A 17,771-nucleotide genomic window follows, 5' to 3' on the forward strand; every position below is an offset into this window, starting at 1 on the left:
TGCTTCCGGCTGCGGCACCAACGGCGACCCCTCCCCCGGCGCCGCCAATCCCGCCTTCGCTCCCGGCGGCACCGCTTTCGGCTAGGGACGAAAAAGGCGAAAAGGGTGCCCGCGCCGTGATACGGACCTGGGCTCATGGTCTGGAGACGCGGCAGTTCGGTGTGGCTTGGGAGCAGTTCGGCAGCCCTCCGGCAAGCCGCTCCGCCTTTACGCGATGGTGGGGTCGCTATCGCACCATCAAGGTCACCATGGGGGCTGGCGAGAGCGATGCCGGGATGGGGTCGCTGTACTACACCGTGCCCGTGGTGGTGACCGGCACCACGCAGACGAACGCGCCCTTTCGCCTGGCAGGCGACGTCGTCGTTAGACGGGTCAACGATGTCGACGGAGCGAGCCCCGCACAACTGCGGTGGCACATCGGCAGCGCCGACCTCAAGGATGCCCCGCCACCGAGGTAAGCGATCGCGCGCGATGACCTACCCCGTATCGAGCGGAACTACAGCCCCGCGTCGGCGGCGATGATCTTGCCGATGCCCGACCAGTCGATGTCCTCGCCTTCGCGTGCGATGGTGGACAGCAGATGGTCGCGTACAACGCCCAGCAAGGGCATCGGCACCCGCGATTTTTCGGCGACGGCATCGACAAGCCGCATGTCCTTGAGGCCGAGCGGCGCGGCGAAACCTGCGGGGCGATACGTCTCCTCGACCAGCATCTTGCCGTAATTTCGGTGCACCAGCCCGCCGAACAGTGTTTCAGTGAGCACCTCGAGCATCGCGGCGCGCGCCACGCCGTTCTTGGCGGCGAGCGTCAAAGCTTCCCCCAGCGCCTCGACCGACGCCATGATCATGAAGTTTCCGCACAGCTTGACGACGTTGGCCGCGTCCGGTCGGTCAGCGACCACGAACGTACGCTGGCCGATGGCTTCGAACAGCGGTCGACACTCCTCGATGTCAGCTGCATCGCCCGCCGCGACGACGAACAACTTGGCCGCAGCCGCCGCATCGGGTCGCCCGAACACCGGCGCGGCGACGAACCGGCCACCGTGTTCGCGATGAGCATTCGCAAGGCGCGCGGACAGATCGGGGCTGATCGTGCTCAACGAGACATGCAGCACGGGCGCGGGTGCCGTCAGTATCCCGTGCTCGCCAAACGTCACCGCTTCCAGCGCTGCGTCGTCGGCAAGCATGGTGAAGACGATGCCACCCTTGGCGGCATCCGCCGGACTGGCCGCGAGCGCGGCGCCTTTCGCCACGAGAGCATCGGCCTTTTCCGGACTGCGGTTCCAGACCGTCAGGTCGTGTCCGCCAGCCAACATGTTCGCGGCGATGGCGTGACCCATCTGCCCCAGCCCGACAAACCCAACCTTCATGAGAACCCTTTCGACCCGCTCCGCCGTTTGGGAACGACGCGTCGAACCGTCAGGTTCCGTGATGGTCAGGTCGTGATGTCGGTCAGGATCGCGGTGCGCAGTTCGGCGATACCCAAGCCCTTCTCGGACGAGGTGATATGAACCACCGGGTAGGCGGCCGCATGCTTGCGCGCCTCGGCCTCGGTCACGGCGACCACTGCGTCAAGCTCGCTGGCCTTGATCTTGTCCGCCTTGGTCAGAACGATGCGATAGCCGACGGCTGCCTGATCGAGCATCTTCATCATATCAAGATCGACCGCCTTGGGGCCATGCCGCGCGTCGATCAGCAACAGCGTACGCTTCAGCACGACCCGACCGCGCAGATAGTCGCGCACCAGTTGCCGCCACTTTTCGACCACCGCCGGAGGGGCCTTGGCAAAGCCGTAGCCCGGCATGTCGACCAGCCGGAACACACGCGGATCACCGACGTCGAAGAAGTTCAGTTCCTGCGTCCGCCCCGGCGTGACCGACGTGCGGGCGATCGCCTTGCGTCCGGTCAGCGCGTTGAGCAGCGAAGACTTGCCCACGTTAGACCGGCCACAGAACGCCACTTCGGCAAGCTCCGGCTCGGGCAGGAATTGCAGTTGCGGCGCGCTCAACAGGAAGTTGACCGGTCCGGCGAACAACTTGCGCGCGATCTCTGCGTCTTCGGGGATGATATCGTCCATCAATCAACCCTTCGCCGCAGCGACCCGTTTCTTGTCGGCCGCATCCCTTTCGGCCTGCGCGCGCAACTGCGGATGCCGGCTGTAAAGGAACTGCTGCTGGGCGATGGTGAGCAGGTTGGATGTGCACCAGTAGATCAGCAGACCTGCCGCAAATGGCGCCATGACGAACATCATGAACCACGGCATCAGCATCATCACCTGCTGCTGCGCCGGATCGCCCTGAGCCGGGTTCAGCTTGAACTGCAGGAACATGGTGATGCCCAGGATCACCGCCAGCACGCCGATTCCGAGGAAGCTGGGGGGATCGAACGGCAGCAGGCCGAACAGGTTGAGGATGTGCAGCGGATCGGGCGCGGACAGATCCTTGATCCACAGCACGAACGGCTGATGGCGCATCTCGATCGCCAGCATCAGCGTCTTGTACAGCGCGAAGAACACCGGGATCTGCAGGAAGACGGGCAGGCAGCCGGCAAGCGGATTGACCTTTTCCGTCTTGTACAGCTCCATGATCTTTTGCTGCTGCGTCTGCTTGTCGTCCTTGTAGCGTTCCTGGATCGCCTTCATCTTGGGCTGCAGGGCCTTCATCGCCGCCATGCTGGAGAACTGGCGCTGCGCGACCGGGAACATGATCCCGCGCACGATGACGGTCAGCAGGATGATGGCGACGCCGAAGTTGCCGACCAGCTTGAACAACGAGGTGAGCAGCCAGAAGATCGGCTTTTCGAACCAGCGGAACCAACCCCAGTCGATCGAGAGACCGAACTTGGTGATGCCGCCATCCTCGTAGCGATCGAGGACCGAGTGCTCCTTGGCGCCGGCGAACAGCTTGGTCGTGTGCTCCAGGCTCTGGCCCGGCTGCACCACGGCCCGTTCGTACATGAGGTCGGACCGGAACAGGTTCTTTCCAAGCGCCCTGAAAGTACCGGTGGCAGGTGCGTTTACCGGCGCCAGGACGGACATCCAGTACACGTCGGTAAAGCCGATCCAGTTGGTGCGGCCCGGCTTCACGACGGTGCCACCGTCAACAACATCAGAGTAATTGGTGTTGAACGCGACCGACCCGTCGAATGCGCCGATCGGGCCGGAGTGGACGTTCCAGGTGTCGAGGCTGGCGGTAAGATCGGTGCGGTTGATCAGTCCGAACGGCTGAACGCTGATCGGGCCGGCGCCGCCATTGGCAATGCGCTGGCTGGTGGTGATCAGATAGTCGTTATCGATCGCGAACGTCAGCGAGAATGTCTGGCCGGTCGGGTTGCGCCAGGTGAGCGTCAGGGGCGACTGGGGAGTCAGCTTGGCGCCGGCGGGTGCCGTCCAGATCGTCTGCGCGTTCGGAGTGGCGATGCCCTCTCCGACCCAGCCGAACTGCGCGAACTCCTGCGCGGGCGTGCCGGCAGGTGAATAGATACGGACCGGTCCCGAGTCCTTCTTCACGGTCTCGCGATGGCGGTTGAGCACCAGATCATCGAGTACGGCGCCCTGCAGGTTGATCGATCCGGCGACGCCCGGGGCCACGATCGGCACCCGTCCACCAGAGGCAAGTGCGGTCCTGAGATCCTGCTGCTCCAGCTGAAGGTCGGCGGCATCGCGGATGCCACCTTCGCGAGTCGGCTTGAGCGGGCTGACAGCCTTGTCCGCGCCGCCATTGGCGACGACTTGCGCCGGCGTCTTGCTTTGCGGGTAGAAGTACCCGACGCCCGCATCCCAACCGAACAGGACGAGAGCGGTCAGCAGGACCGCTAGAATGATGTTGCGCTGATTTTCCACGAAGCGTTCAAAGTCCCGATACTAGCGGCTGCCCGCCGTGCCTTGCGGACACGTCAGGGCACGGGGGGTCAGGGCACAGGGTCTGGGCCATGCCCGCCCCAAGGGTTGCAGCGCAATATACGCTTGATCGCCAGCCAGCCACCCTTAATCGCACCATGCCGGCCAAGCGCTTCGATGGCGTACTGCGAGCAAGATGGATGGAAGCGGCAAGTCGGTGGCATGAACCGCGAGGGGCCAAGCTGCCAAGCCTTCGCGACGACGATGAAAGCCTGTCGCGGCAAGGCGGTAACCATGGAAAGGAGGCGGCGCATCAGCGTTTATCGCGCTTTCGCCGCGGCGGATCGCCTTTGCCCGCTTGCGCCCGGCCGAGTGCCGCGACCAGTTCGTCGCGCAACAGCGCATAGTCCCGCTCGACCCCGCCCTCGCGACCGATCAGGACATGGTCGGTATCGGGCAAGCCGTGAAGTGGCAGGATCTCACGCGCGAGCGCCCGGAATCGGCGCTTCATGCGGTTGCGCACGACGGCATTGCCGATCTTCTTGGTGACGGTGATGCCCAGGCGAACGCCCAGGCTCTGGTTCGGCTGAGCCAACAACACGAAGCCGGCCCGCGCGACTCGCAACCCACGGTTGGCGGCCAGGAAATCGGCACGCCGCGCCATCACGATGTAAGGAATAGTCACAGAGGCGGGGAGGTCGATGCAGGCCGCGCCAAACGAAGCGGCACCGGACCCATGCCCTCGCGCAATATACGCAAGAGCGAGGGTCGGCGCCGCCTAGCGGGATCTAGCCTCTTGCCGAAGCCTATCCAGCGGGTGCCTGATTCAGGCCGACAGCTTCTTGCGGCCACGCGCACGGCGGGCGCGCAGAATCTTGCGGCCGCCCGGCGTAGCCGAACGCAGGCGGAAGCCATGGCGACGAGCGCGGACGAGGTTGCTGGGCTGGAACGTGCGCTTCATGACGAAACCTCAAACTGGAACGTGTCGAACGAAAACGGCCGCCCACAATCGGAGCGTGCGTTGATCAGGCTGGCGCCGTTAGTGCACCGATGTCGGTGAGTCAAGGCAAGGGACCTCGGAGCACCAACGCCACTTGCGTCACAAGCATAGCCTACGACCGCCGGTTACAGCAATGTAACTCGACTTGTCGGTGTCGCGGAGACACAGCTGATAGCCAGGGCAATCGGGGAAAATCAGCAGTTGGTCGCGCTCGTCTCGACGGTGGCCTATCTTGGCTTGGAGGCGCGGGGCGTCGAGGTACAGTGCCAGGTGGCGGCGGGCATGCCCTGCTTCCACGTCGTCGGCTTGCCCGACAAGGCCATCGGTGAAAGCCGCCAGCGCGTCACCGCCGCGCTTTCGTCGATGGGTCTGGCCCTTCCCCCCAAACGGATCACGGTAAACCTGTCCCCCGCCGACCTTCCCAAGGAAGGCTCGCACTACGATCTGCCGATCGCGCTTTCGCTGCTTGCCGCGATGGGCGTGGCCGATGCCGAGCAACTCGGCGACTTCGTGGCGGTGGGAGAGCTTGCGCTGGACGGCCGGGTCATCGCGTCACCCGGCGTGTTGCTGGCGGCGCTCCACGCCAGCGCTGCGGACAAGGGGCTGATCTGCCCCGCCGCGCAAGGATCGGAGGCCCGCTGGGCCAGCGGCGTACCCGTGCTGGCCACCCCCAACCTCGTCAGCCTGCTCAACCATCTCAAGGGGACGCAAGTCCTGCCGGTGCCCGAACCGGGTAAGGCCGATTCGCCACCGCGCGGGCCGGATCTTCGTCAGGTCAAAGGCCAGGAAACCGCCAAGCGCGCGCTCGAGATCGCCGCGGCGGGATCGCACAACCTGCTATTCATCGGACCACCCGGCGCCGGCAAATCGCTGCTGGCCAGCTGCCTGCCCGGCATTCTACCGCCACTCACCGCGGGCGAGGCGCTCGAAACCTCGATGGTGGCGAGCGTCGCCGGGACGCTGGAGGAGGGTCGCATCAGCCGCGCGCGCCCTTACCGTGCCCCCCATCACTCGGCCTCCATGGCCGCGCTGACCGGCGGGGGATTGCGAGTGAAGCCGGGTGAGGTATCGATGGCGCACCTTGGCGTGCTGTTCCTCGACGAGTTGCCCGAGTTCCAGCGCGCGGTGCTCGATTCGCTGCGCCAGCCGCTCGAAACCGGAGAAGTCAGCGTCGCCCGCGCCAACGCGCATGTGACCTATCCTGCACGCGTCCAGCTGATCGCGGCGATGAACCCGTGCCGCTGCGGACACTTGGGAGACCCCGCGCTCGGCTGCAGCCGGGCCCCGAAGTGCGCCGCCGAATACCAGAGCAAGATCAGCGGTCCACTGCTCGATCGCGTCGACCTCCATGTCGACGTGGATCCGGTCAGCGCCGCCGATCTCGCGCTTCCACCTGCGGCCGAGGGCAGCACCGAAGTGGCAGCGCGGGTCGCGAACGCTCGCGCGATCCAAACCGTCCGCCTCGAAGGCACCGGACTGCGCACCAATGCTGAACTCGACGGCGACTCGCTGGATGCTCATGCAACTCCCGACGATGCCGGGCGCAAGCTGATGATGCAGGCCGCCGAGACGATGCGCCTCTCGGCAAGGGGCTATACGCGAATCCTGAGGGTCGCGAGAACCATCGCGGACCTTGCCCAGGCACCTACCATCGGGCGCATCCACGTTGCCGAGGCGCTGAGCTATCGCCGCCGCCCACCTCGAGCTTGAAGGCGCATCAGCACGGCCGGAGCAGCTTCAGTCGAGATCGAGTTGGCGGATCACTTCGGCGATCACGCTGGGATCGCGCGCGAAACCGAGGTGCGAGCAGCGCAGGGCCACCGCCCGGTCGCGCTCGTCTGGCCAGCCACAAGCAGAACGCGGCTGGATCACCCCATCGCGCGGGCTCCACAAGGCGATCGTCGGCACCGGCGGTTTTCCGCGCAATTCACAAGTGACGGGGGGCGAGTCGACCGAATGGCCGGTAATCGCCTGATACGCACGCCACGCGTTGTTGGCGCGGGGATTGCCCGAAAACGGCGTGCCTAGAGTGATGACGCGCGAGACGTTCTGAGGCTGGCGCCGCGCGATCTCACGCGCGAACAATCCGCCCAGGCTCCAGCCGACGAGGGCTATCGGCGCCTTGTGCTGACGGGCCAGCGCGCCGACACGGCGCATCTGAAAGGCGAAGTTCTGCTCACTCGGGCCAAGATTGAGCCCCAGCCCCCAGTCATGCACTTCGTGTCCGGCGGCGATCAGGCCATCGGCCAGCGGCTTCATTCGGTTGGGATGCGCGCCGAAACCGGGCAGCAGCATGACCGGTTGCGGGCGCAGCGCCTCGATCGGACCGGAAGCGACACGTTGCCGGCGCAGCGAGGCCAGCTCCCCCCACAAATACCGCAAGGGTGGACCGCTCACCCCCTCCGGACGCGGCTCGCGTGCAAGTGCGGAGCGGCGCACGAACTCTCCGTGCGCTTTACCCGCATTTCGCCAAAAATTGCCCGCCACTGCCATCACGTCTGCCACTTGTGTTCCGTTTGCCTTCATTCTCGTTGAGCTCGGCGCTCAGGATTGAGGACGAGGCCTTTCGAACGAACTTCACCAGTTCGAAGTTTCCACCCTGGCCTACTATGCGCAAACAGAAGCTGAACAAGCGCGAGGCTGCGCGACCAATATCGGCAAACGCTCAGCCACGCTCCTTGCCATTGCACTCGCCGGTCCGCTTGCCGGTGACGTGCATGGTCATCTTCATCGGCTGCCCGTTGGCATCGCCCTGAGAATTGAGCGTCAGGTCATAGGCGTCAGCGCCATAGGTACCCTTCATCGCGACCGTTTGCTTGGTGCCGGCGCGCGAGCAGACCATCTTGGCGTCCAGCTTGCCGTTCTCCATCGCGAAGCTTTCCGAGGTACAATCCTTGTTGTTCTTGGGTTCGAAAAACTTGCCATCGTTGCGCGCCGCCTGTTCGGGCGTGAGGCACGTCGCCATCGCGCCGGCCTGGGCGATCTGCTTCCCGATCGTCTGCTTTATTTCCGCAGGCATTCCGGGAACATCGAAGTCGGTCATCTCCAGCTTCACATCCCAATGGCCGGGGCGCGGCTTGACCGATTCGGCGGTAGCGCTCGCGGTGGCAGCGCCCTCGCTCGCCGTGGCATCGGGTTTCTTGTCACCGCATCCGGCAAGCGTGACGGCGGCGACAGCGCAAAGTGCGAACGGCCTAAGTGCGAAATGCATCATGATCCTCCCCTAAGTTGTTCCACCCTAGCGCCCCTGACCCAGCAGGCAAGCCGACGCCGTTGCGGGCGGCATCGGCATACCCCATATGTTCCGCCATGGCAGAACTCGTTATCCGTCGCGGGCTGGAAGAGCCCGACACCTCCGGCAACTTCATACCGCATAAGCCCAAGCGGCCGGAAAAGTCGCTCCCGGGCAAGCGCTTCGTCATCAAGTCCGATTACGAGCCCGCCGGTGACCAGCCCACCGCGATCGCCGATCTCGTTGCCGGCACCCAGGATGGCGACAAGACGCAAGTGCTGCTGGGCGTCACCGGCTCGGGCAAGACCTTCACCATGGCCAAGGTGATCGAGGAGCTGCAGCGCCCGGCCCTGATCCTGGCGCCCAACAAGATCCTGGCCGCGCAACTCTATTCCGAGTTCAAGGACTTCTTCCCGGACAACGCGGTCGAGTATTTCGTCTCTTACTACGACTACTACCAGCCCGAAGCCTACGTGCCGCGGTCGGACACCTACATCGAGAAGGAAAGCTCGGTGAACGAGGCGATTGACCGCATGCGCCACTCGGCGACACGGTCGCTGCTGGAGCGCGACGACGTGATCATCGTCGCCTCGGTCTCGTGCATCTACGGCATCGGCTCGGTCGAGACGTACTCGGCAATGATCTTCGACCTCAAGAAGGGCGAGAAGGCCGACCAGCGCGAGACGATCCGCAAGCTGGTGGCGCTACAGTACAAGCGCAACGACGCCGCCTTCCAACGCGGCAACTTCCGCGTGCGCGGCGACAACCTAGAGATCTACCCCTCGCACCTCGAGGACACCGCCTGGCGGATCAGCTTCTTCGGTGACGACATCGAGGATATCGCCGAGTTCGACCCGCTCACCGGCAAGAAGGGACAGAGCCTCGAAAAGGTGCGCGTGTACGCGAACTCGCACTACGTGACGCCCGGCCCGACGATGAAGCAGGCGAGCGAGGCCATCAAGTTCGAGCTGACCGAGCGGCTGAAGGAGCTGGAGATCGAAGGTCGCTTGCTGGAGGCCCAGCGGCTGGAGCAACGCACCAACTTCGACCTCGAAATGATCGCCGCCACCGGATCGTGCAACGGCATCGAGAACTACAGCCGCTTCCTCTCGGGCCGCCTGCCCGGCGAGCCGCCACCAACGCTGTTCGAGTACCTGCCAGAAAACGCGCTGCTGTTCGTCGACGAGAGCCATCAGACCGTGCCCCAGGTCGGCGCGATGGCGAAGGGCGATCACCGCCGCAAGATCACGCTGGCCGAATACGGCTTTCGCTTGCCCAGTTGCATCGACAACCGCCCGTTGCGCTTCAACGAGTGGGACGCGATGCGCCCGCAAACCGTGGCGGTGTCAGCGACGCCTGGTTCGTGGGAGATGGAGCAGTCGGGTGGCGTGTTCGCCGAGCAGGTCATTCGCCCCACCGGCCTGATCGACCCGCCGGTCGAGATCCGCCCGGTAGAGGATCAGGTGCAGGACTGCATCGCCGAGTGCAAGAAGACCGCCGCTGCCGGCTTCCGCACCCTCGTCACCACGCTGACCAAGCGCATGGCCGAGGATCTGACAGAGTTCATGCACGAACAGGGCGTGCGCGTGCGCTACATGCACTCCGACGTCGAGACGCTGGAGCGCATCGAACTGATCCGCGATTTGCGGCTGGGCGTCTACGACGTGCTGATCGGCATCAACCTGTTGCGCGAAGGTCTCGACATCCCCGAGTGTGGGCTCGTCTGCATCCTCGACGCCGACAAGGAAGGCTTCCTTCGCTCGGAAACCTCGCTGATCCAGACCATCGGCCGCGCCGCTCGCAACGTCGACGGTCGCGTGATCCTCTATGCCGACCGCATGACCGGCAGCATGGAACGCGCCATCGCCGAAACCGATCGACGCCGCGCGCGCCAGCACGAGTTCAACCTCGCCAACGACATCACCCCCGTCACCATCAAGCGCCGCATCGCCGACATCGTCGCCGACACCGCGAGCCGCGATGGCGTACTGATCGACATTGACGCGGAAGGCGCCAACAACCTCGTCGGCCACAACCTGCGTGGCTATATCGAGGACCTCGAAAAGAAGATGCGCGCCGCTGCCGCCGACCTCGAATTCGAGGAAGCCGGGCGCTTGCGCGACGAGATTCGCAAGCTCGAAGGCGACGAGCTTGGCATACCCGACAAGGACAAGCGCGCGCCGATCGTCGGCCGCAGCAATGAAGGCAAGCCGGGCACGCGCAAGACGCGATACGGCAAGTCACAGCGAAAGTTCGGGAAGTGATACCGAACTTTCGCGATGGACAGGGCGGCGATCAGTAGCGGGCCGCCTTCGTCTTGGGCGCGGGCCCTACTTTTCCCAGTGCCTCTCTTGCCCGAGCACGGACATATGCTCTGATCTGGCGCAGTTGCGTATCGGTCAGGTCGTCGAAGCGCGGCATGCCGTTTCGCAGCAAGGCGCCGTCATGCACCACCGAACGGAAAGCGTTGGCGTCCAGCGGGACCATCGACTCGCGAAGATCAGGCGCGGTGCCGCCGGCGACCGCATCCTTGCCATGGCATAGCGAGCAGGTGACGTAGAGGCCGGCGCCGGCCTTCACGTCCCCGTCATCCAACATGATCTTCGGGTCATCCACGGCGTGAACCGATGTATCGGCGCGCGCGACAGGCGGCAGCTTGGCCTTGCCATCCAGCGCGAAGGCCAGCAGGCGGCGCGGCGCGCCGTATTTCCAGCCGACGTTGTTGCCGCCGACCGGCGCCGCGCCACCATATCCGGACAGAATCGCCACATACTGCCTGCCCTTCACCGCATAGCTTATCGGTGCGCCCTGAAAGCCATGGCCGGCGTTGAACTGCCACAAACGACTGCCGTCTTTCGCGTCGTAGCCGCTGAATTTGCCGTCGGCCGTGCCCTGGAACACCAACCCGCCGTTCGTCGTCAGCACGCCGCCATTCCAGAAGGTGGGCAGCTTTACCTTCCACGCCTCCGTTTGCGTCTGCGGGTTCCATGCCAGCAGCCAGCCGGTGCGATCGTCGGGATGCTCGTCGATCAGTTCCATCGCGCCCGCCGGGCTCACCGCCATGCTGGGTGCGCCAACCCTGCTCGCGGCAAACCGAATGCCCTGGTTCTGTGCCGGCATATAGACCAGACCCGTTTGCGGGCTGTAGGCCATCGGTTGCCAGTTATGGCGCCCGGCAGGCCCGGGATACATATCGAATCCCGCCTTCTCATAGCGGATGCCTGGGCGTTCCACCGGGCGTCCGGTCGTCAGGTCGATGCGATCGGCCCAGGTCACCTTGCCGGTCTTTTCGGCCGAGAGCAGCTTGCCCGTCTGTCGGTCGAGCACGTAGAAAAAGCCGTTGACGGGCGCGTGCAGCAGCACTTTGCGCGGCTTGCCATCGATCTGCAGCGTGGCGGCGACGATGTTGGCGGTCGCCTTGTAGTCCCAGGCCTCGCGCGGGTTTTCCTGATAGTGCCAGACGTACTTGCCGGTGGCGGCATCAAGCGCGACGATCGATACCAGATAGAGGTTGTCGCCGTTGCCGGGGCTGCGGACTTGCGGATCGTACGGGCCGGAGTTGCCCGTGCCGATGTAGACGCGGTTCAGCTCCGGATCGTAGATCATCGAATTCCACACGGTGCCGCCGCTGCCGGTCTTCCAGTATTCTCCCGCCCAGGTCCTGGCGGCGGCTTCCATCGCCGGGTCGCCCTTGTTCTGTTGCGGGCTGCCGGGCACGACGTAGAACCGCCAAGCCTGCTTGCCGGTGGCCTGGTCATAGGCGGTGACGTAGCCGCGCGAACCGAAATCGCCGCCACCGTTGCCGATCATCACCTTGTCGCCAAACGCCAGCGGCGCGCCGGTGCTGAAGTAGGCGGTGCCCGGGGCGAGCGTCGGGGTGGTCCAGGCCTGCTTACCGGTCTTGGCATCCAGCGCGATCATCCGCCCATCGAAGCTGGTCACGAACACCCGCCCATTGGCATAGGCGACGCCGCGATTGGCGGCGAAATTGAGGCGCATGCGCTCGGGCTCATGCTTCCAGATCTCTGGATCGTGCTTCCACAGCAGCTTGCCGGTCGCGGCGTCGACCGCATAGACGGCCGAGTACGTGCCGGAAAAGTACAGCACGCCGTTCACCGCCAGCGGGGTCGCCTCCAGCGTCACTTCGCCGGGAAGATCCAGCGCCCAGGCCAGGCCGAGCCGGCTGACATCTCCCGTATCGATCTCATCGAGCCGGCTGAACCCGCTTTCGTCGACCCCGCCGCCATGGAAAGCCCAATCGGCGCCGCTACCCACCTCGCCCGGGTCCGCCTTGCGGGCGCAGCCCGCCGTCGTGAGCAGCGCCAGCGCCGCCAGAACCATCATCCTCGTCATCGGCTTTTCACCCGTTTTCCCGTGCAGGGGTGTGGCACAGGCTCGGATGAGTGCAAGCGCCGGTTTGCTTGTCACGCGCCGTCCGGCGGCTATAGCGGCGCGGGCCCGTAAATCGGCCAGGAGCACAAGCAAGCTTGGAAACCCCCGCCGCGAAATCCACGCCGCCCGTGATTACCACCAGTACGCTGGAGTATCGTGCGGGCCTTCCCGCAGGCGGCGGGCTGATCGCCCTCGACCTTGGCACGCAGACGATCGGCACGGCGTTCTGCGATGCCGGATGGCGCATCGCCTCGCCAGGCAAGACGCTCAAACGTGGCAAGTTCGGCGCGGACAAGGCGGCGATAGAGGCCTTGATCCACGAACGCTCGATCAAGGGGATCGTCATCGGCCTGCCGCTCAACATGGACGGAAGTTCGGGGCCGAGAGCCCAATCGAGCCGCGCCTATGCGCGCAATCTGGCGATCTTGAACCTGCCGATCCTGCTGTGGGATGAGCGCTGGTCGACCAGCGGTGCCGAACGCGATCTCATCGCCCAGGACATGAGCCGGGCAAAGCGCGCAGAACGCATCGATTCGGCCGCAGCCGCGGTAATCCTGCAAGGCGCGATCGATGCGCTGTCGGGCGCAGCATTCTAACCCTGACGGCGGCTTGATCGTTTCTCAAAGACAGCCGCTGTCCGGACTTCAACCCTCTGCGGGGAGCGCCGAGGCGGTGACGACCACACCGCCAAGATCCAGCGGTTGCTCCTGCCCCACGATCTGCACCTCGCGCGAAGGCGTGTCGACGCGGCTTGCGGTGATCCCGGTGGCGATGCCGCAGGTCGTGGCAAGTGTCGCGAGGGTCAGAAGCATGCGGGCCATCGGGGATTCTTTCGCTGTCGATCGATGACGCAGCTTCTCGACCATGCCTGTCACACACCTATGCCAGGCGCGTCGCCAATTGTGCGATTGTGTAAGCGAGGCGCGACGACGCTGCGGACGACTTGCAACTGCCCGTCATCAGGTCGATTCGATCAGGTACGGATCGTCACCGTCAGGCCTTGCGAGCCCGTCAACCTTTCGCCGGCGGCGATCGCGATGCGCGTGGCGTCCGCGCGCGACCGGTCGAGTACCTGCGCCGGCACTCCGTGTTCGTGCACGATCCTGTCCGCTGCGCCGAGCCAGCGCATCTCGCGCAAGGTGAGATCCTCGGGATCGGCACTCCGCAAAACGATCTCGACGTTCTCGGGCTCGATCGCGCCGGCCTCGCCAGCGATCCAGCCGGGGACGCGCGTCGCGCTGTCGTCTGACAGCGGATCGAGGACACCACCCTCGCCAAGCGCACCATCGAGCGCGCGGCGCCTGTCGCCGGCATCCGGCCAGCGTTGGCGCAAGGCCCCCCGCATCGCGAACAGCGTATCCGCCAGCGCCCCTAGTGATTGCGGCAGCAGCGCTTCGAGCCGCAACCGCAGCTGCTTCGCGAGCCCGGCCGACGCGCCGCCCGTACCGATCGCGATCAGCACCGGGGCGCGGTCCAGCAGGGACGGCACGGTGAAATCACACAATTCGGGACGATCGGCGGCGTTCACCAGCAGACCGGCACAGCGCGCACGGATCGCATCCGACTGGGCCGAGCCCGCATCCTCGTGCGCGATGAAGGCAAGACGTGCGCCTTTGTCGATGCCCTCCTGCAAATCGTCGATGACGATGGCGCCCGCCCGCTCGACCAGCCGCCGCTTGGCTTCCGCCGCCTCGCCCACCCCCAGCACGATGACGGGCTGGCCGGCGATGCGGTGAAACAGCGGCAGGTTCGCGATCATCGCGCGGACAAGCTCATGCCAACCATTCCGGCACGCGCTCGGCGGCCAGGATGGTGGCAGGTTCGATGCGGTCGGCGACGATCGCCCACTTGTCGCCATCGACCATCACCTCCGGCACCAGCGCGCGGCTGTTGTAGGTGTTCGCCATCGTCGCGCCATAGGCACCGGCGGTGCGAAACACCGCTAGGTCGCCGGCCGCCACCGTATCGATGTCGCGCGCCATCGCGAAAGTGTCCGAACTTTCGCAGATCGGACCCACGATGTTCGCGGTCATCCGTTCACCCGAAGGCCGCACCGCGACGAAATCGTGCCAGGCATCGTACATCGCCGGACGGACCAGATCGTTCATCGCCGCGTCCACCACGACGAACGGGTTCACCGCGCCCGGCTTCACGCGGATCACCTCGGTTACCAGCACGCCGCCGTTGCCGGTGATGACCCGGCCGGGCTCGAACATGATGGTCGCATCCCAGTCTTGCGTGACTTCGGCCACCATCGCGCCGTACTGCGCCGGCCCGGGCAGCGTCTCACCGAGGCGATAGGGTACGCCAAGGCCACCACCCAGATCCATGTGCGTCACGCTCAGGCCCTGTGCTCGGATCGCGTGCATCAGTTCGCCCATCTTGACGAAAGCGAGCCGCGATGGCTCCAGATCGGTGATCTGGCTGCCGATGTGGACGGCGAGGCCGCGCATGGTCAAACCGGGCAGCGCCGCCAGGCGGGCATAGATCTGCGCGGCACGATCGTAAGCCACGCCGAACTTGTTTTCCGATTTACCGGTCGAGATCTTCGCGTGCGTCTTGGCATCGACATCGGGATTGACGCGCAGCGTCGCGACCGCGACCGTGCCGCGCGCTGCGGCGATCGCCGCCAGCTCGACGCCCTCTTCCTCGCTTTCGAGATTGAACTGGCCAAGCCCTGCATCCAGTGCCTCGCCCATCTCGTGCCGGGTCTTGCCTACACCGGAAAACACGATGTCGCTTCCCGGCATTCCGGCGGCCAGCGCACGGTGCATCTCGCCTGCCGAGACGACATCGGCCCCATAGCCCTCACGCGCCAGCAGCCTGAGCACGGCAAGGTTGGGGTTCGACTTCACGGCGAACGCCAGATGTACGCGTGGCAGTGCCGAGAGCGCCTCTCTAAAGACGCGGGCATGACGCTCCAGCGTGGCGCGCGAATAGATATAGACCGGCGTCCCCACCGCCGAAGCGATGGAGGCGAGCGCGACGTTTTCGGCGTGCAGCGCGCCGTCTCTCAATGCAAAATGATCCATGGTTCTCAGTCGTCGCGATCAGGTGGTGGCAGATCGAAGGGATCGTCGTCCCGTCTCTCGGATCGGGTACGCAGTTCCACGCTGCGCTCGGGGATGGCCAGCGGCGGCGGATCGAGCAGTTCCGACGCGGTAGGCTGCACCGCGCGACCATAAGGCGCCGGCGGCAGCTTCTGCCCCTGCTCCAGTGCCAGATCCTTCCGCGAGCCGCACGCAGCAAGAGCGGCCAGCAGGCCAATGGCGATCAGGATGCGCATCTGTCTCACTCCAGGCCCAGGGCCATGCGGGCTTCGGCCACGCGCTTCCTTACCTCGTCCGGCGCCGTGCCGCCATGCGACTTGCGCGCGGCGACCGAAGCTTCGACTGAGAGCGCCGTGAATACGCGCGTATCGATGCGGCTGTCGATGGCCTTAAGATCCTCCAGCGGCAAGGCATCCAGAGCCACTCCGCGGCTTTCGGCCAGCTTCACCGCCGCGCCGGTAATGTGATGCGCCTCGCGGAAGGGTATGTCGGCCTGCCGCACCAGCCAGTCGGCCAGATCGGTGGCGGTGGCGAAGCCCAGCTCGGCGGCAGCGCGCATCCGATCGGTGCGAAAGCGCGTCTCGGCGACCATGCCGGTCATCGCCGCGATCGACAGCGCCAACAGGCTGGCCGCCTCGAACACCGGCGGCTTGTCGTCCTGCATGTCCTTGGAATAGGCGAGCGGCAGGCCCTTCATCGTCATCATCAGCGAAACGAGGCAACCGCTGATCCGCCCCGAGTGCCCGCGCACCAATTCGGCGGCATCGGGGTTCTTCTTCTGCGGCATGATCGAGCTGCCGGTGGAGAGCGAATCGGGCAAAGCGACGAAGCCGAACGGCTGGCTTGCCCAGATGATGAACTCCTCGGCCAGGCGGGAGAGATGCAGCGCGCACTGGCTCGCGCTCATCAGGTAATCGAGAGCGAAGTCGCGGTCCGAGACCGAATCGAGGCTGTTCGAGGTCGGTGCATCGAAGCCGAGCGCCTGCGCGGTCATCTCGCGATCGATGGGAAAGCCGGTGCCAGCCAGCGCCGCGGCGCCCAGCGGGCTCTTGTTGAGGCGGCTGCGTCCGTCGGCGAACCGCGATCGATCGCGCGCGATCATCTCGTAATAGGCCATGAGATGATGGCCCAGTGTAACCGGCTGAGCCGTCTGCAAGTGGGTGAAGCCGGGCATGATGCTATCGGCATGTTCGCCGGCGCGAGTCACCAGCGCGCGTTGCAGCGCGAGCAATCCGGCATCGACTTCGTCGATTGCGTCGCGCACCCACAGGCGGAAATCGGTCGCGACCTGATCGTTGCGACTGCGCGCGGTGTGAAGGCGCCCGGCGACGGGACCGATCAGTTCGGCCAGTCGGCTCTCGGTCGTCATGTGGATGTCTTCGAGGCTCCAGTCCTCGGGTACGCCGTGCGCCTCGTAGTCGGCCGCGACCCGATCCAAACCCTGTTCGATCGTAACCGCGTCGTCGCCGGCAACGATACCCATCGCGCCCAGCATCGCGACGTGCGCCTTGCTGGCGCGGATGTCCTGCCTCCACAGCGCCTTGTCGAACGGGATCGAGGCATTTATCTCGCGCATGATCGCCGAGGGCCCTTCCGCAAAGCGCCCGCCCCACATCTGATTGCCCGTTTGGCTCACATCTGCCCCGGAGGCCTCGCCCTTGCTCATGTCCCGTTCGCTCAAGCTTGCCGTCCTTGGTTGTGCCCTGATGGTCGGGGGCTGCGATAAGCAAACGCCCGAGGCTGTGCAACCGGACCCTAACCCTTCCGAGATGCCCACAAGCGAAAAGCTGTCCGGGACGATCGATCGATCGCATAAAGGCGAAGCGATGCCGGAGATGACGCTCAAGGATGCGAGCGGCAAGACGCTGGCGCTGTCCTCGTTGCGCGGCAAGCCGACGCTGGTGAACCTGTGGGCGACGTGGTGCGCGCCCTGCGTCGTGGAATTGCCTACGCTCGACCGGCTGGTCGACATCCGCGAGGGCAAGCTCAAAGTGCTGACCGTGTCGCAGGACATGACGGGAACCGAGAAGGTCGCCGCTTTCATCAAGGAGCGCGGTGGGGACAACCTAGAGCCGTGGATCGATCCCAAGGGCGAGCTTGGCGCCAAGTACCAGGTGCAGACCCTGCCGACGACGATCCTCTACAACTCGGAAGGCCGCGAAGTCTGGCGCTTCATGGGGGGCAAGATCTGGACCAATGCCGAGGCGCTCACCCTGATCGGCGAGGCGCGCTGAGAGGCCCAGCATCAAGCGTCATTGGG

Annotated in this window: 19 protein-coding genes; 5 read left to right on the top strand and 14 right to left on the bottom strand. The window is 65.3% G+C overall.

Features of this window, described 5'->3' with window-relative positions:
* Nucleotides 1-116 precede the first annotated feature (116 nt).
* The gene (locus ACXJ1Z_RS03405; RefSeq protein WP_463779546.1) at nucleotides 117-458 is read left to right on the top strand and encodes a hypothetical protein; all 342 of its coding nucleotides are present in this window, start codon (nucleotides 117-119) and stop codon (nucleotides 456-458) included.
* Nucleotides 459-496: 38 nt separating this feature from the next.
* Here the strand turns inward: ACXJ1Z_RS03405 and ACXJ1Z_RS03410 are convergent, their stop codons facing one another.
* From ACXJ1Z_RS03410 to rpmH, 6 genes are all read right to left on the bottom strand, one after another.
* Nucleotides 497-1,369: an NAD(P)-dependent oxidoreductase gene (locus ACXJ1Z_RS03410; RefSeq protein WP_463779548.1), complete on the bottom strand. Its 873-nt coding sequence runs from the start codon at nucleotides 1,367-1,369 to the stop codon at nucleotides 497-499.
* A 65-nt stretch (nucleotides 1,370-1,434) separates the two neighbouring features.
* Complete coding sequence (gene yihA / locus ACXJ1Z_RS03415; protein ID WP_463779549.1) at nucleotides 1,435-2,076, bottom strand: ribosome biogenesis GTP-binding protein YihA/YsxC; 642 nt, start codon at nucleotides 2,074-2,076, stop codon at nucleotides 1,435-1,437.
* Nucleotides 2,077-2,079: 3 nt separating this feature from the next.
* Nucleotides 2,080-3,840 (bottom strand): membrane protein insertase YidC, encoded by a 1,761-nt coding sequence (yidC, locus tag ACXJ1Z_RS03420; protein WP_463779551.1) that lies wholly within the window; start codon nucleotides 3,838-3,840, stop codon nucleotides 2,080-2,082.
* A 68-nt stretch (nucleotides 3,841-3,908) separates the two neighbouring features.
* Nucleotides 3,909-4,133, bottom strand: coding sequence for a membrane protein insertion efficiency factor YidD (gene yidD / locus ACXJ1Z_RS03425; RefSeq protein ID WP_463781154.1), 225 nt, complete (start codon nucleotides 4,131-4,133; stop codon nucleotides 3,909-3,911).
* A 17-nt stretch (nucleotides 4,134-4,150) separates the two neighbouring features.
* Nucleotides 4,151-4,501, bottom strand: coding sequence for a ribonuclease P protein component (gene rnpA, locus ACXJ1Z_RS03430; RefSeq protein ID WP_463781155.1), 351 nt, complete (start codon nucleotides 4,499-4,501; stop codon nucleotides 4,151-4,153).
* A gap of 162 nt (nucleotides 4,502-4,663) precedes the next feature.
* Nucleotides 4,664-4,798 carry a 50S ribosomal protein L34 gene (gene rpmH, locus ACXJ1Z_RS03435; RefSeq protein ID WP_463779553.1) on the bottom strand — a complete coding sequence of 45 codons (135 nt, stop codon included), beginning with the start codon at nucleotides 4,796-4,798 and terminating at the stop codon, nucleotides 4,664-4,666.
* A gap of 240 nt (nucleotides 4,799-5,038) precedes the next feature.
* Here rpmH and ACXJ1Z_RS03440 point away from each other — a divergent pair, with 240 nt between their 5' ends.
* The gene (locus ACXJ1Z_RS03440; RefSeq protein ID WP_463779554.1) at nucleotides 5,039-6,547 is read left to right on the top strand and encodes a YifB family Mg chelatase-like AAA ATPase; all 1,509 of its coding nucleotides are present in this window, start codon (nucleotides 5,039-5,041) and stop codon (nucleotides 6,545-6,547) included.
* A 27-nt stretch (nucleotides 6,548-6,574) separates the two neighbouring features.
* On the opposite strand, the gene ACXJ1Z_RS03445 is transcribed toward ACXJ1Z_RS03440, so the two are convergent.
* Nucleotides 6,575-7,330: an esterase/lipase family protein gene (locus ACXJ1Z_RS03445; protein ID WP_463781156.1), complete on the bottom strand. Its 756-nt coding sequence runs from the start codon at nucleotides 7,328-7,330 to the stop codon at nucleotides 6,575-6,577.
* Nucleotides 7,331-7,502: 172 nt separating this feature from the next.
* The gene (locus ACXJ1Z_RS03450; protein ID WP_463779555.1) at nucleotides 7,503-8,051 is read right to left on the bottom strand and encodes a DUF3617 domain-containing protein; all 549 of its coding nucleotides are present in this window, start codon (nucleotides 8,049-8,051) and stop codon (nucleotides 7,503-7,505) included.
* Nucleotides 8,052-8,146: 95 nt separating this feature from the next.
* Between ACXJ1Z_RS03450 and uvrB the strand changes: the two genes are divergently transcribed.
* Nucleotides 8,147-10,333 carry an excinuclease ABC subunit UvrB gene (uvrB, locus tag ACXJ1Z_RS03455; RefSeq protein ID WP_463779556.1) on the top strand — a complete coding sequence of 729 codons (2,187 nt, stop codon included), beginning with the start codon at nucleotides 8,147-8,149 and terminating at the stop codon, nucleotides 10,331-10,333.
* Between the two features lie 31 nt (nucleotides 10,334-10,364).
* On the opposite strand, the gene ACXJ1Z_RS03460 is transcribed toward uvrB, so the two are convergent.
* Nucleotides 10,365-12,422 (bottom strand): PQQ-dependent dehydrogenase, methanol/ethanol family, encoded by a 2,058-nt coding sequence (locus ACXJ1Z_RS03460; RefSeq protein WP_463779557.1) that lies wholly within the window; start codon nucleotides 12,420-12,422, stop codon nucleotides 10,365-10,367.
* A gap of 167 nt (nucleotides 12,423-12,589) precedes the next feature.
* Between ACXJ1Z_RS03460 and ruvX the strand changes: the two genes are divergently transcribed.
* Complete coding sequence (gene ruvX, locus ACXJ1Z_RS03465; protein ID WP_463781158.1) at nucleotides 12,590-13,057, top strand: Holliday junction resolvase RuvX; 468 nt, start codon at nucleotides 12,590-12,592, stop codon at nucleotides 13,055-13,057.
* Nucleotides 13,058-13,105: 48 nt separating this feature from the next.
* On the opposite strand, the gene ACXJ1Z_RS03470 is transcribed toward ruvX, so the two are convergent.
* From ACXJ1Z_RS03470 to argH, 5 genes are all read right to left on the bottom strand, one after another.
* On the bottom strand, nucleotides 13,106-13,282 hold the full coding sequence (locus ACXJ1Z_RS03470; RefSeq protein ID WP_463779558.1) for a hypothetical protein: 177 nt from the start codon (nucleotides 13,280-13,282) through the stop codon (nucleotides 13,106-13,108).
* 152 nt (nucleotides 13,283-13,434) lie between these two features.
* Nucleotides 13,435-14,220 (bottom strand): precorrin-2 dehydrogenase/sirohydrochlorin ferrochelatase family protein, encoded by a 786-nt coding sequence (locus ACXJ1Z_RS03475; protein WP_463779559.1) that lies wholly within the window; start codon nucleotides 14,218-14,220, stop codon nucleotides 13,435-13,437.
* 13 nt (nucleotides 14,221-14,233) lie between these two features.
* Nucleotides 14,234-15,493, bottom strand: coding sequence for a diaminopimelate decarboxylase (gene lysA, locus ACXJ1Z_RS03480; RefSeq protein ID WP_463779560.1), 1,260 nt, complete (start codon nucleotides 15,491-15,493; stop codon nucleotides 14,234-14,236).
* A gap of 5 nt (nucleotides 15,494-15,498) precedes the next feature.
* Nucleotides 15,499-15,747, bottom strand: a complete 249-nt coding sequence (locus ACXJ1Z_RS03485; protein WP_463779561.1) for a hypothetical protein — start codon at nucleotides 15,745-15,747, stop codon at nucleotides 15,499-15,501.
* Between the two features lie 5 nt (nucleotides 15,748-15,752).
* Nucleotides 15,753-17,126 (bottom strand): argininosuccinate lyase, encoded by a 1,374-nt coding sequence (gene argH, locus ACXJ1Z_RS03490; RefSeq protein WP_463781159.1) that lies wholly within the window; start codon nucleotides 17,124-17,126, stop codon nucleotides 15,753-15,755.
* 154 nt (nucleotides 17,127-17,280) lie between these two features.
* On the opposite strand from argH, the gene ACXJ1Z_RS03495 reads away from it, so the two are divergent.
* Nucleotides 17,281-17,745: a TlpA family protein disulfide reductase gene (locus tag ACXJ1Z_RS03495; RefSeq protein WP_463779562.1), complete on the top strand. Its 465-nt coding sequence runs from the start codon at nucleotides 17,281-17,283 to the stop codon at nucleotides 17,743-17,745.
* Nucleotides 17,746-17,771: the final 26 nt, after the last annotated feature.

This window comes from Novosphingobium sp. TK46 (assembly GCF_055361525.1).

Bases quoted from the DNA above. Each gene is read 5' to 3' on its own strand.
- ACXJ1Z_RS03410 (WP_463779548.1), bottom strand. From the start codon at position 1,369: ATGAAGGTTGGGTTTGTCGGGCTGGGGCAGATGGGTCACGCCATCGCC.
- yihA (WP_463779549.1), bottom strand. From the start codon at position 2,076: ATGGACGATATCATCCCCGAAGACGCAGAGATCGCGCGCAAGTTGTTC.
- yidD (WP_463781154.1), bottom strand. From the start codon at position 4,133: ATGGTTACCGCCTTGCCGCGACAGGCTTTCATCGTCGTCGCGAAGGCT.
- rnpA (WP_463781155.1), bottom strand. From the start codon at position 4,501: ATGGCGCGGCGTGCCGATTTCCTGGCCGCCAACCGTGGGTTGCGAGTC.
- rpmH (WP_463779553.1), bottom strand. From the start codon at position 4,798: ATGAAGCGCACGTTCCAGCCCAGCAACCTCGTCCGCGCTCGTCGCCAT.
- ACXJ1Z_RS03445 (WP_463781156.1), bottom strand. From the start codon at position 7,330: ATGGCAGTGGCGGGCAATTTTTGGCGAAATGCGGGTAAAGCGCACGGA.
- ACXJ1Z_RS03450 (WP_463779555.1), bottom strand. From the start codon at position 8,051: ATGATGCATTTCGCACTTAGGCCGTTCGCACTTTGCGCTGTCGCCGCC.
- uvrB (WP_463779556.1), top strand. From the start codon at position 8,147: ATGGCAGAACTCGTTATCCGTCGCGGGCTGGAAGAGCCCGACACCTCC.
- ACXJ1Z_RS03460 (WP_463779557.1), bottom strand. From the start codon at position 12,422: ATGACGAGGATGATGGTTCTGGCGGCGCTGGCGCTGCTCACGACGGCG.
- ACXJ1Z_RS03470 (WP_463779558.1), bottom strand. From the start codon at position 13,282: ATGGCCCGCATGCTTCTGACCCTCGCGACACTTGCCACGACCTGCGGC.
- ACXJ1Z_RS03475 (WP_463779559.1), bottom strand. From the start codon at position 14,220: ATGATCGCGAACCTGCCGCTGTTTCACCGCATCGCCGGCCAGCCCGTC.
- lysA (WP_463779560.1), bottom strand. From the start codon at position 15,493: ATGGATCATTTTGCATTGAGAGACGGCGCGCTGCACGCCGAAAACGTC.
- ACXJ1Z_RS03485 (WP_463779561.1), bottom strand. From the start codon at position 15,747: ATGCGCATCCTGATCGCCATTGGCCTGCTGGCCGCTCTTGCTGCGTGC.
- argH (WP_463781159.1), bottom strand. From the start codon at position 17,126: ATGTGGGGCGGGCGCTTTGCGGAAGGGCCCTCGGCGATCATGCGCGAG.
- ACXJ1Z_RS03495 (WP_463779562.1), top strand. From the start codon at position 17,281: ATGCCCACAAGCGAAAAGCTGTCCGGGACGATCGATCGATCGCATAAA.